Raw genomic sequence first — 14,493 nt, 5'->3', positions numbered from 1 at the left:
AAGATTTTTCTATGCGCGCGCATCGGCGACGATCCAGCCGGCCGCCTTTTCGGCGATCATCAGCGTCGGCGCATTGGTATTACCGCTGGTGATCTTCGGCATGATGCCTGCGTCGACGACGCGCAGGCCATCAATCCCGCGCACCCGGAGACGGCTGTCCACTACTGCCATCGGATCGTCGTCACGTCCCATCTTCGTTGTCCCGACGGGATGAAAGATGGTGTTGGCGATATCGCCGGCGAGCCGGGCCAACTCCTCGTCGCTCTGAAACTGCAAGCCGGGCTTCCATTCCTGCGGCTGGTATTTGGCCAATGCCGGCTGCGACACGATCTTGCGCACCTGCCGCAAGCTCTCTGCAGCGATGCGGCGGTCCTCTTCCGTGCTCAGATAGTTGGGCGCGATCGCCGGGGCGTCGACGGCCTTATCGGAACGAATGCGCACGCTTCCGACGCTGGTCGGGTTGAGATTGCACACACTCGCGGTGAAAGCGGGTACGTTGTGCAACGGTTCACCGAAGGCGTCGAGGCTAAGCGGCTGGACGTGATATTCCAGGTTGGCGTGGACCTGGCTGTCATCTGAACGGGTGAAAGCGCCGAGTTGCGAGGGCGACATGCTCATCGGGCCGCTGCGTTTCAGCACATATTCGAGCCCGATCATCGCCTTGCCGAACAGGCTGTTGGCAAGCGTGTTCAGCGTCTTGGCATTGCCGACCTTGAAGACCGCGCGAATCTGCAGATGGTCCTGAAGATTTTCCCCGACACCTGGCAGCTCGTGCGTGACCTCGACACCATGGCGCTTCAAGAGAGAGCCGGGCCCGAGGCCCGACAGTTGCAGGATCTGCGGCGAGCCGATGGCGCCGGCGGACAGGATGACCTCCCTGCGGGCTCTGACCTCTGCACTTTGCCCCTGCCGCCGGACAACGACGCCGGTACAACGCTTGCGGCCGGACGCCACGACTTCAAGGATCAGCCGTTCGACATGGGCCTGCGTCCAGACCGTCAGGTTCGGTCGGTTTTTCGCCGGGCGCAGGAAGGCTTTCGACGTGTTCCAGCGCCAGCCGGAGCGCTGGTTGACTTCGAAATAGCCGACGCCCTCATTGTCGCCGCTGTTGAAATCGTCGGAGCGCGGAATACCGGCCTCGACGGCGGCCTCGGCGAAGGATTCGAGGATATCCCATTTGAGCCGCTGCTTCTCGATCCGCCATTCGCCACCGTGGCCGTGCATGTCGGAGAAGCGGCTGTTGCCGCCGGTCTTTGGGTCCGCGCCGTTGTCCAGCCGATAATGATCCTCATGCGCCTTGAAATCGGACAGGCAGTTCTGCCAGGACCAGGCGCTATCGCCGGTCGCCGCCGCCCAGCCGTTGAAGTCGCGCGCCTGTCCGCGCATGTAGATCATGCCATTGATCGAGGAGCAGCCGCCGAGCGTCTTGCCACGCGGATAGCGGAGCGATCGGCCGTTCAATCCGGCATCCGGCTCGGTCTTGAACAGCCAGTCGGTGCGCGGGTTTCCGATGCAATACAGATAGCCGACGGGGATGTGAATCCAGTGATAGTCGTCTTTTCGGCCAGCTTCCAGCAGCAGCACGCGCATCGCGGGATCGCGGCTGAGGCGATTGGCGAGCAGACAGCCGGCGGAGCCACCACCGACGATGATATAATCGAAACTGTCGGCGGCGCGGTGAGAAGTGTGGCTGGTCATCGGCTTGCCCGCCTGCCGCGATGCAGCACCGCACAATTATAAGCTTCGACGATTTGCCGTAGCATTTTAGCCTCCTCCTCATCTCCATTTTCAGGAATAGCGGAGGAGCGGCCCGGAAATCCAATGACAAATGACGCAAGGCATTATAAGTGAAATTAATATGCCTCAGCCAATCGACCTGAGAAAATTGAAGGCATTCGTCACCGTCGCGCGCGAGGGAAACGTCACGCGTGCCGCGGAGCAACTGCACATCACCCAACCTGCCGTCACGCTGCAACTAAAGCGCCTTGCCACCGACACGGGGCTCACCTTGTTCCGCAGAACCTCCACGGGGCTGGAACTGACGCAGGAAGGAGCCCTTTTGGCAGCCAAGGCGGAGCAGGTGTTGGCAGCCCTCACGGATTTTGGCCAGACGGCCGGGCACCTTGCGACGCGCGTGCGAGGGAAACTACGGATCGGCACGATCATCGACCCGGAGTTCACCCGCTTGGGTGCGTTCCTGAAGGCGTTGATTGAAAGCGGCCCAGGTATAGAAACCACACTACGTCACGGAATGAGCGGCGACGTGCCGGAGAGGCTGAGGCGAAATGAACTCGATGCCGGTTTCTATCTCGGCGACCCAAGAGATTATGATCCTGCCGCCGAGATTACCGGAGAAAGTGCCGCACCGCTTTTTCATGCCCGAGAGCTCGCGCAATTAACCTATCGCGTCGTCGCTCCACCATCGCTCGCCGGTTTCGTGCGCGGCGCGGATTGGCCACAGCTCGCGTCGCTTCCTTGGATCGGCACACCGCAGGCCTCGGTCCATAATCGATTGCTGTCGCGCCTGTTTGCCGATCTAGGCGTTCGGCAGAATATAGTCGCTCAAGTGGATCAGGAGACGTCCATGGTTGCCATGGTACGGACCGGGGTGGGATTGAGCCTTTGCCGAGAGTCGATTGCCCTTCATGAACAGCAGGCGCACGGCCTCGTGATCGCAGAAAACGTGAAGATCGCGACGACCCTGAGTTTCGTTTGCCTGGAAGCTCGCCTCGGCGATCCCTCTATAACGGCTGCTTTTGATGCAATCAGACGGGTCTGGATCTAGTCGCACCGGTCTGGGTGATGGCAGCGGTTCGCCGAAACGCGTGTGCCTGTCTGTGAAAGACGCGTTTGCCGGCGCGAGGCCAGCAAATAGAGAGCCGCCATGCAACGCGCCGGAAACCGTCTTCACCGAGACGGCCGCGCGCTTTGCAATGTCAGAAGGCGAGACTGTCACGATCTTTGCACGAACTTAGGTGGGCTAACGATTACACTATAATTTGAGCGGCGGTCTTTCGCCAGGAGCCCACTGCGTACCGTGCGCCGTTCGGACGGGCGGGGAGAACCTCTACGAACGAAGAACGCCAGGACAGATCCAACATGGTGATCGCCCACCGGCCCACTAAGGCGCGAGACATTCCTCGCAAATGCCACAGCCGTCGACGTCCATGCGTGAGGCTGGGAACTTTTTATGACAACACAGACACATCGCAGTGCTCCGCGCTTCCCGTTTTTCGGGCACAGGGCGAATGATCTCGATCAAGCGATCGGTGAGGAGTTTCATGGTAAGCTGTTCCATCTCGAGGCTCCATGTCGAGGATGAGGTGCGCCAGCGACGGGGCAATGCTGGATGACATCGTCTCGGGCTGGCGCTTCGGGAGTCATGACCTTCGCCATTCTAGATTGGGGAATGGTGGCCACCAGCATCAGGTCTGGCGCCCAGGGGCCGCTCGGCATCGGTAGGCATTCCGGCGTCTCGGCAGGCCTCAACGAACGCTTCGCGGGCGATGGCAACCGGCGTCATTCGATTAAGCGCCCGACGACAGGTTTGCACCGCCCGGCTATACTTCCGACCTCGATAAATCGTCCATTCGCCTTCCAGGAAGTCGAGGACGTCGTTGACAGATGCAAAGACCTGTCGTGTACCGTCCTTCATCTCAACCGAGATGGGTGCCATGAGCAGCAGTTCGGGATTAAGCATGGTGATCTCCCTTCGCATTGATGCCAAACGAAGACTCTCCAACGCTTGTGCGAGGAGCAGTGCCGATCTGAAAAGTCGGCGGCGCAAATCGTCCGCTCGTGTCCATTACTGGGGCCAGCAGATGGTGTCTTTCGGCGAAGGCGACGAAGAGGCCTCGCACAGTCTCTGCTTCAACCTCGCCGCGCAATGCAGCCAGACAGGCCTTAAGCGCCATCGAATGGGCCGCGTCCCCCGAAGAGTGCCGCCACTCTACGAGGAGACGGTAAGCGTCCATCACTGACCGGATTTCTGCGGGAAAACCGAGACCCACAAGGATGCCAACTGGCCGCTCGAACATATCGGGTTTCATCGTGCTCTCCTTTCCAACCCGGGATGTCGATGGGCGCCTTAAGGACCGGCGCCCAGTCTATTGGGATAAGTCATGCGGCATTCGATGCCTCGATTTGCATCGGCGCCTGTGACCGTTCAGCCGCCGCAGCGCTTTCGATCGCGATTTTGCGCGGTTTCATCTCTTCCGGGATTTCCCGCACCATGTCGATCTCCAGGAGACCGTTGTTCAGATCAGCGCCTGTCACCCGCACGTGGTCCGCAAGCTCGAACCGGTGCTCGAACGGTCGACCGGCGATCCCGCGATGCAGATACGCATCGGAAGAGGGTTCCTGCTTCTTGCCGACGACCGTCAGAAGATTGGTTTGAAACGTGATGTCGAGATCGTCGCGGGTAAAACCGGCAACCGCAATCGAGATCCGATAGCTATCATCTCCGGTCTTGGCGATGTCGTAGGGGGGCCAATCGCTGATCGAACGCGCGCGCTGGGTTTCGAGCAGATTGAAGAGCCGGTCGAACCCCACAGTCGAACGGAAAAGCGGTGCGTAGTCGTAAGTTGTTGCCATAACCATATCCTCCTAGAGCAACATGGGTACGGAAGCGCCGAAAGACCGCGCTTCCAGCAAGTCCAGCCCTCATTCAGCGGCTGGCGGCAAGCGATTTGGTTAGGCACAAGTTTGGTTTCAAGGGGCCGGAAGAAAAAATTTACAAAGCCCTCAACCGCCCTGAGGGCGCAGCCCCTGTGCGGACCCGGCTCCTTTCAGGGAAGCGTCTCAATTCACCCTGAACTCGCCATCCACGCGGCGCCATTCATTGGGACCGATCAGACGTTGATGGGAATACCGTACAGAATGCAGGGGGCCATCGAGATTGGCTTGCCAGAAATCGAGGAACTTCTGCATTTCCGGAAAGTCAGGAGCGAGATCGTAGTCCTGCCAGACAAAGGTCTGCAGAACGGATTCGAAATCGGGAATGCGGTAAAGGATATGCGCGGTGGTCAGTCCATAGCCGTTTATTTGACGCTCGAAATCCGACGAAAATCGCATGCTTCATCTCCGTTTCTCAACAAGCGCCAAGGTGGCGCAATTGTTCGCGGTCATCAATGGATTTCTAAACGCCGGTAGGACTTTGTTGTTCCTTTACAATGTGTTAGCAGCCACGCTGAGCGAGTGCTGACTTTTTTGAGCCGCCCTCTTGAAATCAAAAAACCGCAAAACCAGATGATTTCGCGCAGAACGCTCAGACGAGGTTTTGCACCCGTCCGGACTGGTGATCCGGTCCGGTGATGGGGGAACAACGTCAATAATGTTTGTCCAATGGAGGAAAACATGTCTTTCCGACCGCTGCATGATCGCATTCTCGTCCGCCGGGTTGACTCAGAAGAGAAAACCAGGGGCGGGATCATCATCCCCGACACAGCAAAGGAAAAACCGCAGGAGGGCGAGGTCGTTGCCGTCGGTCCTGGCGCACGAAGCGAAGCGGGCCAGGTCCAGGCGCTCGACGTCAAGGCGGGCGACCGTATTCTATTCGGCAAGTGGTCAGGGACCGAGATCAAGATCGACGGGGAAGACCTGTTGATCATTAAAGAAAGCGAAGTCCTCGGTGTGCTTGACGCCAAGGCCGAGCGCAAGCAGGCAGCCTGAGCCGACCACACCATCCATCAGTCAAATAGCTGCCTAGTGAGGAGTTAGAGAAATGGCTGCGAAAGAAGTCAAGTTTCACACCGATGCCCGTGAACGCATGCTGCGTGGGGTCGATGTTCTTGCCAATGCCGTCAAGGTGACGCTCGGCCCAAAGGGGCGCAATGTCGTCATCGACAAGTCTTTTGGCGCTCCGCGCATAACCAAGGATGGCGTGTCGGTCGCCAAGGAAATCGAACTGGAAGACAAATTCGAGAACATGGGCGCGCAGATGCTGCGCGAAGTCGCGTCCAAAACCAACGATCTCGCCGGTGACGGGACGACCACGGCCACCGTGCTTGCCCAAGCGATCGTCAAGGAAGGCGCGAAGGCCGTTGCTTCGGGCATGAACCCTATGGATCTGAAGCGGGGCATCGACCTTGCTGTTGACGCGATCGTGAAGGAACTCAAGACCAACGCCCGCAAGATCTCGAACAACTCGGAGATCGCCCAGGTTGGAACCATCTCGGCCAACGGCGACGAGGAGATCGGCCGCTACCTGGCTGAGGCGATGCAGAAAGTCGGCAATGAGGGTGTCATCACCGTCGAGGAAGCCAAGACTGCAGAGACCGAACTCGAAGTCGTCGAAGGCATGCAGTTCGACCGCGGCTATCTCAGCCCGTATTTCGTGACCAATGCCGATAAGATGCGGACCGAGTTTGACGATCCCTATATCCTCATCCACGAGAAGAAGCTGTCCAACCTTCAAGCCATGCTGCCAGTTCTCGAAGCGGTCGTGCAGTCGAGCAAGCCGTTGCTGATCATCGCAGAAGATGTCGAAGGCGAAGCGCTCGCAACGCTGGTCGTCAACAAGTTGCGCGGCGGCCTGAAGATCGCAGCTGTTAAGGCACCAGGCTTCGGCGATCGCCGCAAGGCCATGCTGGAAGATATCGCCATTCTCACCGGCGGCACGGTTGTGTCTGACGACGTCGGTATCAAACTCGAGAATGTCACCCCCGATATGCTCGGCCGGGCGAAGAAGGTCACGATCGAGAAGGAGAACACCACGATCATCGACGGCGTTGGAGCCAAAGCTGACATTAACGCCCGTGTTGCCCAGATCCGCGCCCAGATCGAGGAAACCACGTCCGACTACGATCGCGAGAAGCTGCAGGAGCGCCTGGCCAAACTCGCCGGCGGCGTTGCCGTCGTTCGTGTCGGCGGCTCGACCGAGGTGGAGGTGAAGGAAAAGAAGGACCGCGTCGATGATGCGCTGCATGCTACCCGGGCAGCGGTGGAAGAAGGCATTCTTCCGGGTGGCGGTGTCGCGCTGCTAAGGGCGGTCAAGGCGCTTGACGCTCTCCCTTCGGCCAATCCTGACCAAAAGGTTGGGATCGAGATCGTGCGGCGAGCGGTCGAGGCACCGGTTCGGCAGATTGCCGAGAATGCCGGCGCCGAAGGCTCCATCATCGTCGGCAAGCTGCGCGAAAAGACGGACTTCTCCTACGGGTGGAACGCTCAGACCGGCGAATATGGTGATCTCTATGCCCAGGGCGTCATAGACCCGGCCAAGGTCGTGCGCACAGCGCTACAGGATGCTGCCTCCGTCGCTGGTCTTCTGGTTACGACCGAAGCGATGATCGCAGAGAAGCCGAAGAAGGACGTCGCGCCAGTACTACCGGCCGGCCCGGGAATGGACTTCTGAAGCGATGATTCAGGCCCGTTCTCCCAAGGGCGGGCCTGACCGGCTCCACGATCGGCCCCCCGGCAACGACGAAGTTCACTCTTGTCGAAGTTTGCGGTCTTCGAGGCAGATCAGATAATCCTTGCCCGCACCTTGCCGCCCGGTCTCGATCGACCCCGCGATGCGATCCAGTCGATACATTATGCGATCATCTTAGCCCAGAAGGTGAACATCACAGCAACAGCCGTGCAGGGCTCGTGGGAGCGCGATTATGTCCGCCTCTAAGTATTCGCCTCTTGCCCCCAGCAAAGTTCGAAAGGGCGGCACCCTCCTGCTTTAGCGGGCTCGTTCTCCATTGTGCTTTGAAGGGTAACCTCTAACCATTTACGCGACGGACGGTCCGCCACTTTGGCCTGCGCTCCTTTCACGCATGAGAATGGGGCCGGGATCATCGCCCAATCAGAATCACTTCAATGCTGATCCAGACTGATCCAACAGCACCCAGGTCTCGTAATTCAGCTGACAAAACAACGGGAGCGAACGAACGACCATGTTCCGAACCGCAATAGCGATCGCAACTGTGTGCGCAGCCCTTCCGTCAGAGGCCGCCGCGGAGCAATACAAGGCAAACGAGATCGAGGGAGAAATCGTCGGCCGCCGCATTTTCCTTGCAGCACCGCTGGGTGGAGAATTCCCCCTGAACTATCGAAGGACTGGCAGTGTCGACGGGGACGGCGAAGCCCTGGGCCTTGGTCGGTTCGTCAAACCGAAGGACACGGGCAAGTGGTGGATAGACTCCGATCGCCTCTGCCAGCGGTTTCGCACCTGGTACGACGGTCGCCCAATGTGTTTCGAGCTGTATCGGGTCAACGACCAGAAGCTGAAGTGGATCCGGAACGACGGAAAGACCGGTATCGCCCGAATCGGCCCCGAGCTTTGAAATGGCACCGAATATGGGGAGTGGAATTGATGCTTATGCCGCGCATTTCGATTTGACGGAGAACGAGCATGCACACCATCAGTGTTTTTCTCACGGTCATCGCTATGAACCTCGCATTTGTTACACCCGCGGCCGCCGAATCCTTTTCGCTTGAGCGCTTCTTTACGGGCAGGTCGATCGCCGAGGGCAGCTTTCGCAGCATCACCGGAGTCAAGAAGACCTTCCAGGTTCAGTTGCTGGGCAAATGGGATGGTCGAACCTTAACGCTCAGGGAAGATTTCACGTTCGATGACGGCACGCGAGATCGCAAGACATGGCGGTTCATCAAGGATGGACCCGGCAAATACAGGGGTACGCGGGAGGACGTGATTGGAGAGACCGAGGTGTCGATTAAAGGTAACGTCGCGCGCTTCAGCTACTTGGTGTTGCTGGATCCAGAAAACCGGAGAAACAAAGTGCGCTTTCACGACACCATGACGTTAAATGCTGATGGTCGACTCCTCAATACCGCCTATGTGACGAAGTTCGGATTGCCGGTTGCCTGGACGCGTGTCGAGTTCAGGAGACGGTGACGCATGGGGGAAGCATCGGGCGGAACAGCCTACAGGTCGCAGGCATCGACACTCATCCTCTATGCGCTACCCGCGCTTCCGTTGGCGGCGCTGGCTTTGCCGCTTTTCGTTATCGTTCCAACCTTTTATTCCGAGGTCATGGGCCTACCAGTAGCGGCCGTTGGCGGTGTACTTTTTGCCATTCGTATTCTTGATGCGGCGAGCGATCCGATGTTCGGCTGGCTTGCCGACCGGTGGAATGCCTTCGGCTGTCGCCGGCGCGGCTTTTTTCTCGCGTCGATCCCGCTCACTGCCTGCGCCGCATTTATGCTCTTCTGGCCACCGCAAACGGCCGGACTTGGCTATCTGGTCCTATGGGGTGGGCTTTTGTCACTTGGCTTTACCTGGTCCTCTCTCCCCTACACAGCCTGGGGCGCAGAACTTTCAAACGACTATGTCGAGCGAACACGTATTGCGGCTTTCCGCGAGGGGTCGACACTATTGGGGACGTTAACGGCAATCAGCCTCCCCTTCGTTGTTGGATCGACTGTGACCGTAGGCGTTGAGGGGCTAAAGACGATAGCCGTCCTGGTCGCGGTCCTCCTTCCGATTACAGGTCTTGCGGCCTTCGTTTTCGTTCCCGAACCGGTCAACCGATCAACCCGCGACGTCAACATCGTTCAAAGCCTTCTTCTCATGACGAAGAACCGGCCCTTCCTGCGTCTTATTGCCGCTTTTCTTTTGAATGGATTCGCCAATGCAGTGCCGGCTACCCTTTTTCTGTACTTTGTCTCCGATCGTCTCGGCGCACCGGATTGGCGCGGTGCGTTTCTCCTACTCTATTTCGCATGCGCAGTTCTTGGCGTACCGCTCGCAGTAAAGGCCGCAAGGCGCTGGAGCAAGCACAAGGCCTGGAGTGGGGCTATGCTGGCGACGTGCTCGATCTTTGCGGTATCAGGATTTCTCGGCGACGGAGACCTGGTCGCCTTTGGTGCGATATGCGTGTGCACCGGTGTTCTGCTCGCCTTCGACCTTGTCCTGCCTCCATCCATGCAGGCAGACGTAATCGACAACCACACAGCAGTCTCAGGCTCTCAGCGTTCCGGCATGTATTTCGCCGCGTGGGCGCTCGCCACAAAGCTCTCGCTTGCAGCGGCTGTGGGGGCGGTATTTCCGTTGCTGAGTGTGTTTGGCTTCGATCCGGCTCAAGAACGTTCGTCGCCCGACGCTCTCAAGGGTCTTTCGATGCTTTACGCCTGGGCACCGATCGTCCCGAAGCTCGCAGCAATCGGGCTCATGTGGGGCTTTCCGATCGATCGTGTGGCCCAAAGAGAGCTCATTGGCCGGATTTGACGGTATCGCGCTCGTCTACGGCTGCCAGGTTGATGACACGTTTTCCCCATCGCCCACTGAGGTAGGTTTCCATGACTATCGGTCGCGATTTGATCAACGTCCACGCCTTCGACGAGACCGATTGGCGAAAGGTGGCGTGGGTTACCGGCGCAAGCTCCGGCATCGGGAAATCGCTTGCAATCCGTTTGGCACTTGACGGCTGGACCGTCGCCGTAAGCGCGCGCAACTCGGTGGAGCTTGATACTCTCGCACAATCGCTGGAGAACAAGATCCATTCTTTTCCCCTCGATGTGACTGACCGCGAAGCGGCAGAAAACACCGTACGCGACATTGAAATGCGCCTGGGTCCGATTTCCCTTGCGGTCTTCGGCGCAGGAACGTACCGGCGCGATAGCCTGTCGACCTTCGACGCCGCGGCGATCGGAGAGATGGTCGGGCTCAACATCATGGGAACCGTGAACTGTTTGCAGGCGATCATGCCAGCAATGACGACGCGCCGGTCGGGACGGATTGCAGTCATGGCATCTGTGGCAGGCTACACCGGTCTTCCTGGTGCCGCGGGCTACGGCGCGACGAAAGCCGCCTTGATCAACATGTGCGAAGCCCTTTATCCCGAACTTGAACGGCAAGGCGTTCAGATGACAATTATCAATCCAGGATTTGTCGATACGCCTTTGACGCGTCAGAATGACTTTCCAATGCCGTTCCTGATCTCTTCGGAAAGTGCGGCGGAATACATCATGCGCGGGCTTGAGCGGGGGAAGTTCGAGATCGCATTCCCGTGGAGGATGAAAGTGGTCTTGAAGCTATTGAAGGCGCTTCCTCCAAGCCTGAGGTTCGCCTTGACGCGCCGCATGTTGCGTGAGGACCAGACCTGACCTCCGTCACGTTGGTTCGAGCCGGAACTGGTAGACATCGATGGTACCGTTGCGAAAGCCGGCGGCGCAGTAGTGAAGGTAGTAGCGCCACAAGCGCTTGAACCGTTCGTCGAATGCAGCGGATTCAATCTTGTGCCAACTCTTCAGGAAAGCACCTTCCCACAAGAGTAGGGTTTTCTCGTAGTCACGACCGAAGGAAAATGCATCCCGCACCAGTAAGCCGGAAGTGACAGCCTCCTGCCTGAAGACTACCGCAGAAGGCAGCATGCCACCGGGAAACACATAGGTTTGAATGAAATCGGCGTTTTGCCGATACCGCTCAAACCGCGTCTCATCGATCGTAATCACCTGGATCAGCGCTTGTCCGTCAGGAGCGAGGTTCGTCCGCAGCTTCTCAAAGTAAACCGGCCAATTCTCCTCTCCGACGGCTTCGAACATCTCTATTGAGACGATCTTGGTGAAACGTCCTTCGCAATCCCTATAGTCCTGCAGCCGCACCTCGGCCAACGGAGACAATCCCTTGTTTGCCAGCCGAGCTCTCGCAAAGTCGGCCTGCTCCTTCGACAAAGTCAGCCCGGTAATGCGACACCCCGTGCGCGAGGCAGCGTACTCCATAAACCCGCCCCAGCCGCAACCGATCTCAAGAACATGATCTTGCGGACCGATTCGAAGCTCACTTAGGATCCTGTTGTACTTCGCTTGTTGGGCTTCACCGAGTGACTGCCCTTGCCGCTCAAAGATGGCGGCAGAGTACGTCATCGTCTCATCGAGCCATGCGCGGTAGAAACCGTTCCCGAGGTCGTAATGGAACGCGATATTTCGGCGGCTCCCGGCACGGGAGTTTCGTCTGAACAGATGCCGGAGGTAAGCGAGGCGGCTGAATAGCGGGCGAGAGGCGAGCGCGGGCTTGAGAGTCTCTTCGTTGGCGAGCGCCAGATCCATGAGCCTTCCCAAGTCTGGCGTCTCCCAATCGCCATCAAGATAGGATCGAGCAAACCCGAGGCTGCCGCTCGTGAGCATACGCCAGACCGGTCTTGAGTTCGTAAAGACGATCGCTGCAGTCGGACCGGGGACGTCGCCTTTGACCAAATGCACTGCCCCACAGGGGAACTCCGCGCGCAACTGCCCGCGTTTGATACGGGCAAGCCAACGGCATACTATTCTCTGCCACAGCGGGCGGCCCGACGATATTGAAAATGCCGCACCCTGATCAAGCTCGCTCATGCCAAGGTGTCTTTCTGTTCGAAACGGGAGACAATCGTTGTGGCGACCCGCAGGTCCGCCGGTCGATGACGATGCAAGGGCATGCCCTTTAGCCAGATCTTGAGCGCCTCCCAATGGATCGCACCCATTACTTTTACAGTCATGAGGGGATGTTTCAGGAAGGTTAGAAAAAGCCTCTTATCCGAGATCTCTTCCCTTTCTCCGGAAAATACAGCCGTAAGAAGTCGCCCGTCACAATCGTTTTCGGTTATGCCGACGAACACGGTTTCCCCCGGCGGCCTGAGGTTGAACTCGTAGCGGCAATCCATGGGTACAAATGGAGAAACGTAGAGTTCTTTGACGCACGACTGCCGGATCGCTCCGCCGTGGTCGTCGCTCACCGGAATGACATAGGTATGGCGTTCGTGGAATGTGTTGCAGACCTCATAGAGAACGGCCCGGACTTGGCCATCGCTTGCCTCACAGTAAAAGACCGTCAAAGGGTTGAAAACGTAGCCAAGTATGCGGGGATAACATAGCACACGGATACGCAGCTGCTTCACGTCCACTCCGGCCTCAGACAGCTGCCGTTCGACCCAACTGCGAAGCGCGCCTACTTCACCATCCCCGTGATCGCTGTCGCGAAAACTGAACAGAGCAAAGCGATTATGGCCGAACAGGCGCAGCTTGCTGTCCAGCGAAGCCAACTCGTCCAGATCGAGGAGCAGCGAAAAGACCCTGTAGGAAAGCCTATGCCGGCGGGGCCTAAGCCGAACGTGCCACACTTGCCCGCTGTAAAGAGCCGACCTCGACATCATTGAGCCGCCGCGTAACCGATCTCGGAGGGGAGCCGGCCAGAATCGTCGCGGACCGTCCATGGACGCCGCTCGCCGGAGATGGCCTCGGCAACCGCAAGCCCGGACTGCAAACCGTCCTCATGGAATCCGCTCCCGAAGTGCGCCCCGCAAAACCAGACACCGCCCCGTCCCTGGAGACGCCAAAGCTCCTTCTGAGACACCAAGGCTCGCTGATCGAACAGTGGGTGGTCATAGTCGAACGTCGCGATTATCCGCTCACTGGCTATCTTTTGATGCGGGTTGAGCGTCACAAAAAGTGGCGTTGCCGGATCGATGCCTTGCAACCGGTTCATCCAGTAGGTCACACACAGCTGGCGTTCACCGCAATCATCCGACGCGCCAATGTAGTTCCAGCTCGACCACACATTTCGCCGCTTGGGCATCAATGACGCATCCGTGTGCAGAACCGCCTTATTGCTCGTGTAACCGATTGCCGACAACAGCTCTCTTTCACGTGCGTCAGGCTCAGCAAGCATCGCCAGGGCCCGGTCGGCGTGAGTCGCGATGACCACATCCGTGAACGTGTCACGATTGCCATCACGATCGGTTATGACCACCGTCCCCACCTCGCGGCGGATCTCGCGGACTGCCCTTCCTGTTCGAAGCTCGCCGGAATAGTCCGACATCAGCCTGTCAACATATTCTCGGCTTCCGCCGGTCACGGTTCGCCAGCGAGGTCTGTCCGTCAATGCAAGCAAGCCATGACTATCGCAGAACCGAATGAAGGCATGCAGGGGATAATCGCGCATGCGCGTGGTCGTCGTAGACCAGATCGCAGCGCCCATGGGAAGGAGATGGTCGGTAATGAAAGCCTGGCTATAGCCATTCTCGTCGAGATACTGACCCAGTGTCTTGCTAGCCAGATTCCGACAATTGAGGGCCCCGGGAGCGGCGCGATAGAAGCGCAAAATGTCTGACAATATCCTCCAAAAGCGCGGACGAAGTGCGTTCAAGGGCTGAGCAAACAAGCCTGACAAACCAGAGCCCGAGTATTCGAATGCCCCGCCATCCAAAGACGCGGAGAACGACATGTTGGATGCTTGGGTCGGGACGTTGAGGTGGTCAAACAGCGCAACAAGGTTGGGATAGTTGCGATCGTTGTAAACAATGAACCCTGTGTCGACGGGAACCGGCCCAGAAGCCGTAGGGGCGACAACTGTATTTGCATGACCTCCGGGCTTGTCGCCGGACTCGTATAGTACCACGTCCAAGCTTTTACCGAGTAGCCAGGCCGCGGACATCCCCGAAATACCGGCGCCAATGACAGCCACACGCCGTTGCCCGAATTCACCCCTCATACCCCGATCAAACCGCATGTCGTCCCCTCATTTTGACCAGCAACTACGAACGCACTACGAAAAGACCTACTGATCGGATTGAA

At 58.3% G+C, this 14,493-nt stretch carries 15 protein-coding genes and 1 pseudogene; 8 read left to right on the top strand and 8 right to left on the bottom strand.

What is annotated here, in order from left to right; genetic code table 11:
• Window positions 1-9 precede the first annotated feature (9 nt).
• Entirely contained in the window at window positions 10-1,698 is a 1,689-nt protein-coding gene (locus tag PWG15_RS33375; RefSeq protein ID WP_275027750.1) for a GMC family oxidoreductase, read from the bottom strand.
• Between the two features lie 160 nt (window positions 1,699-1,858).
• On the opposite strand from PWG15_RS33375, the gene PWG15_RS33370 reads away from it, so the two are divergent.
• On the top strand, window positions 1,859-2,785 hold the full coding sequence (locus PWG15_RS33370) for a LysR family transcriptional regulator (RefSeq protein ID WP_275027967.1): 927 nt from the start codon (window positions 1,859-1,861) through the stop codon (window positions 2,783-2,785).
• Between the two features lie 612 nt (window positions 2,786-3,397).
• On the opposite strand, the gene PWG15_RS33360 is transcribed toward PWG15_RS33370, so the two are convergent.
• The 4 genes and pseudogenes from PWG15_RS33360 to PWG15_RS33345 all read right to left on the bottom strand — a co-directional run bounded on the left by PWG15_RS33360 (window position 3,398) and on the right by PWG15_RS33345 (window position 5,073).
• Window positions 3,398-3,700 carry a DUF982 domain-containing protein gene (locus PWG15_RS33360; protein ID WP_275027749.1) on the bottom strand — a complete coding sequence of 101 codons (303 nt, stop codon included), beginning with the start codon at window positions 3,698-3,700 and terminating at the stop codon, window positions 3,398-3,400.
• Between the two features lie 109 nt (window positions 3,701-3,809).
• A pseudogene (locus tag PWG15_RS33355) lies at window positions 3,810-4,049 on the bottom strand (DUF982 domain-containing protein); the annotation flags it as partial.
• A 70-nt stretch (window positions 4,050-4,119) separates the two neighbouring features.
• Window positions 4,120-4,593, bottom strand: a complete 474-nt coding sequence (locus tag PWG15_RS33350; protein WP_275027748.1) for an Hsp20 family protein — start codon at window positions 4,591-4,593, stop codon at window positions 4,120-4,122.
• Between the two features lie 207 nt (window positions 4,594-4,800).
• Window positions 4,801-5,073: an usg protein gene (locus PWG15_RS33345; RefSeq protein WP_275027747.1), complete on the bottom strand. Its 273-nt coding sequence runs from the start codon at window positions 5,071-5,073 to the stop codon at window positions 4,801-4,803.
• A 282-nt stretch (window positions 5,074-5,355) separates the two neighbouring features.
• On the opposite strand from PWG15_RS33345, the gene PWG15_RS33340 reads away from it, so the two are divergent.
• The 7 genes from PWG15_RS33340 (at window position 5,356) to PWG15_RS33310 (ending at window position 11,052) form a co-directional block, all read left to right on the top strand.
• Entirely contained in the window at window positions 5,356-5,670 is a 315-nt protein-coding gene (locus PWG15_RS33340) for a co-chaperone GroES (protein ID WP_275027745.1), read from the top strand.
• A gap of 52 nt (window positions 5,671-5,722) precedes the next feature.
• Window positions 5,723-7,351 (top strand): chaperonin GroEL, encoded by a 1,629-nt coding sequence (gene groL / locus PWG15_RS33335; protein ID WP_275027744.1) that lies wholly within the window; start codon window positions 5,723-5,725, stop codon window positions 7,349-7,351.
• A gap of 81 nt (window positions 7,352-7,432) precedes the next feature.
• Window positions 7,433-7,615, top strand: coding sequence for a hypothetical protein (locus tag PWG15_RS33330; protein ID WP_275027743.1), 183 nt, complete (start codon window positions 7,433-7,435; stop codon window positions 7,613-7,615).
• A 265-nt stretch (window positions 7,616-7,880) separates the two neighbouring features.
• On the top strand, window positions 7,881-8,270 hold the full coding sequence (locus PWG15_RS33325) for a hypothetical protein (RefSeq protein WP_275027742.1): 390 nt from the start codon (window positions 7,881-7,883) through the stop codon (window positions 8,268-8,270).
• 68 nt (window positions 8,271-8,338) lie between these two features.
• Complete coding sequence (locus tag PWG15_RS33320) at window positions 8,339-8,842, top strand: DUF3833 family protein (RefSeq protein ID WP_275027741.1); 504 nt, start codon at window positions 8,339-8,341, stop codon at window positions 8,840-8,842.
• Window positions 8,843-8,845: 3 nt separating this feature from the next.
• Window positions 8,846-10,174, top strand: a complete 1,329-nt coding sequence (locus PWG15_RS33315; protein WP_275027740.1) for an MFS transporter — start codon at window positions 8,846-8,848, stop codon at window positions 10,172-10,174.
• Between the two features lie 71 nt (window positions 10,175-10,245).
• Window positions 10,246-11,052: an SDR family NAD(P)-dependent oxidoreductase gene (locus PWG15_RS33310; RefSeq protein WP_275027739.1), complete on the top strand. Its 807-nt coding sequence runs from the start codon at window positions 10,246-10,248 to the stop codon at window positions 11,050-11,052.
• 6 nt (window positions 11,053-11,058) lie between these two features.
• On the opposite strand, the gene PWG15_RS33305 is transcribed toward PWG15_RS33310, so the two are convergent.
• Genes PWG15_RS33305 through PWG15_RS33295 form a run of 3 tightly spaced genes read right to left on the bottom strand, consistent with a single transcriptional unit; the run spans window position 11,059 to window position 14,428 of the window.
• Complete coding sequence (locus tag PWG15_RS33305; RefSeq protein WP_275027738.1) at window positions 11,059-12,276, bottom strand: SAM-dependent methyltransferase; 1,218 nt, start codon at window positions 12,274-12,276, stop codon at window positions 11,059-11,061.
• A complete protein-coding gene (locus tag PWG15_RS33300) occupies window positions 12,273-13,070 on the bottom strand; it encodes a DUF1365 domain-containing protein (protein WP_342457086.1) in 798 nt (265 codons plus the stop codon). Before PWG15_RS33300 ends, PWG15_RS33305 begins: the two co-directional genes overlap by 4 nt.
• A complete protein-coding gene (locus PWG15_RS33295; protein WP_275027735.1) occupies window positions 13,070-14,428 on the bottom strand; it encodes an NAD(P)/FAD-dependent oxidoreductase in 1,359 nt (452 codons plus the stop codon). Before PWG15_RS33295 ends, PWG15_RS33300 begins: the two co-directional genes overlap by 1 nt.
• Window positions 14,429-14,493 lie beyond the last annotated feature (65 nt).

The sequence above is a fragment of the Ensifer adhaerens genome (genome assembly GCF_028993555.1).
Taxonomy (GTDB): Bacteria; Pseudomonadota; Alphaproteobacteria; order Rhizobiales; family Rhizobiaceae; genus Ensifer; species Ensifer adhaerens_I.
This window is presented reverse-complemented; position numbering and strand designations above follow the sequence as displayed.

Coding starts and splice junctions, on each gene's coding strand:
- PWG15_RS33375 (WP_275027750.1), bottom strand. CDS start 1,698: ATGACCAGCCACACTTCTCACCGCGCCGCCGACAGTTTCGATTATATC.
- PWG15_RS33370 (WP_275027967.1), top strand. CDS start 1,859: ATGCCTCAGCCAATCGACCTGAGAAAATTGAAGGCATTCGTCACCGTC.
- PWG15_RS33360 (WP_275027749.1), bottom strand. CDS start 3,700: ATGCTTAATCCCGAACTGCTGCTCATGGCACCCATCTCGGTTGAGATG.
- PWG15_RS33350 (WP_275027748.1), bottom strand. CDS start 4,593: ATGGCAACAACTTACGACTACGCACCGCTTTTCCGTTCGACTGTGGGG.
- PWG15_RS33345 (WP_275027747.1), bottom strand. CDS start 5,073: ATGCGATTTTCGTCGGATTTCGAGCGTCAAATAAACGGCTATGGACTG.
- PWG15_RS33340 (WP_275027745.1), top strand. CDS start 5,356: ATGTCTTTCCGACCGCTGCATGATCGCATTCTCGTCCGCCGGGTTGAC.
- groL (WP_275027744.1), top strand. CDS start 5,723: ATGGCTGCGAAAGAAGTCAAGTTTCACACCGATGCCCGTGAACGCATG.
- PWG15_RS33325 (WP_275027742.1), top strand. CDS start 7,881: ATGTTCCGAACCGCAATAGCGATCGCAACTGTGTGCGCAGCCCTTCCG.
- PWG15_RS33320 (WP_275027741.1), top strand. CDS start 8,339: ATGCACACCATCAGTGTTTTTCTCACGGTCATCGCTATGAACCTCGCA.
- PWG15_RS33315 (WP_275027740.1), top strand. CDS start 8,846: ATGGGGGAAGCATCGGGCGGAACAGCCTACAGGTCGCAGGCATCGACA.
- PWG15_RS33310 (WP_275027739.1), top strand. CDS start 10,246: ATGACTATCGGTCGCGATTTGATCAACGTCCACGCCTTCGACGAGACC.
- PWG15_RS33305 (WP_275027738.1), bottom strand. CDS start 12,276: ATGAGCGAGCTTGATCAGGGTGCGGCATTTTCAATATCGTCGGGCCGC.
- PWG15_RS33300 (WP_342457086.1), bottom strand. CDS start 13,070: ATGTCGAGGTCGGCTCTTTACAGCGGGCAAGTGTGGCACGTTCGGCTT.
- PWG15_RS33295 (WP_275027735.1), bottom strand. CDS start 14,428: ATGCGGTTTGATCGGGGTATGAGGGGTGAATTCGGGCAACGGCGTGTG.